Origin of the sequence: Streptomyces sp. HD (genome assembly GCF_028369295.1) — a bacterium.
Lineage (GTDB): Bacteria > Actinomycetota > Actinomycetes > Streptomycetales > Streptomycetaceae > Streptomyces.
The window spans coordinates 1-1,088 of the sequence record NZ_JAQMYP010000153.1 but is presented as its reverse complement, the minus strand read 5'-3'; the positions used below and the strand labels follow the sequence as shown (position 1 = coordinate 1,088).

Annotated in this window: 1 protein-coding gene; it reads right to left on the bottom strand. The window is 70.5% G+C overall.

From position 1 onward, the window contains the following. Positions 1 to 1,088: beta-ketoacyl reductase (locus POF73_RS45755; protein ID WP_272125470.1), on the bottom strand; the 1,088-nt coding region annotated here is incomplete at both ends.

Sequence of the window (1,088 nt, the reverse complement as noted above, 5' to 3'; positions counted from 1 at the left end):
CGGTCGACCCGTGCGCCAGCACCTGCGCGGCCTCCCCGCGCACCAGCCCCAGCAGCAACGCCTGCTGCTCCACCTCCGCCAGCCCGGCGAGCCGGGCACGCAGATCCGCACCGGCCTCCCCGTCCTCCGGAGCCTCCTCGGCGACGTCGGCCTCGCGCAGGATCCGGGCGACGTCGGGGATGTCCTCGATCAGCGGACGCCGCCGGGCCATCGTGTACCCCGGCGTGAACAACGACCAGTCCATGTCGGCCACCGTCACCGACACCTCGTCCTGCTCCAACACCTGCCGCAACGCCCGAACCGCCAACTCCGGCTCCAGCAAACGCACACCACGCCGCGACAACTGCTCCGCCGTATCACCCACCGCCATCGCCGTGGCCCGCCAGCCACCCCACGACACCGACGTACCCACAACACCACGCGCCCGACGGCCCCGAATCAGACCATCCAGGAAACCGCCCGCAGCAGCATTCGCCCCATTACCCGCACTGCCCCACACCGCAGCACTCGACGAGAACACCACGAACGCGTCCAGATCCAGGCCCAGTTCGGTGGTCAGCTCGTCCAGATGACGCGCCCCCAGAACACGAGCGGCAATCTGGTCTTCGAAGCCGGCCGTGTCGAGTTCGGCCAACGAGCCGTGCACGGCGCCGCCCGCTGTGTGGAAGACGGCGGTCAGGGGGTGCTCGTCCGGTATCCCGGCCAGCACCTCCGCCAGCGCGGCCCGGTCGGTCACGTCGCACGCGGCGAACGTCACCTCGGCACACAAGTCACCTAGTTCTGCGGCGAGTTCGGCCACACCTTCTGCCTGCTCACCGCTTCGGCTGACCAGCAGCAGACGCTCGGCGCCCTCCTTCGCCAGCCAGCGCGCCAGGTGCCCGCCGATGCCACCGGTACCACCGGTGATCAGCACCGTGCCCGACGGGTTCCAAGTCCGTGTCGGTGTGGGGTTGGCACCGAGAGGAGCCCGCACCAACCGACGCCCGTACACGCCCGACGAGCGCACCGCGACCTGATCCTCACCCTCACCGGCCGCCAGCACACCAGCCAGCGAGGACGCCACCCGCTCGTCCCACTCCACCGGAACG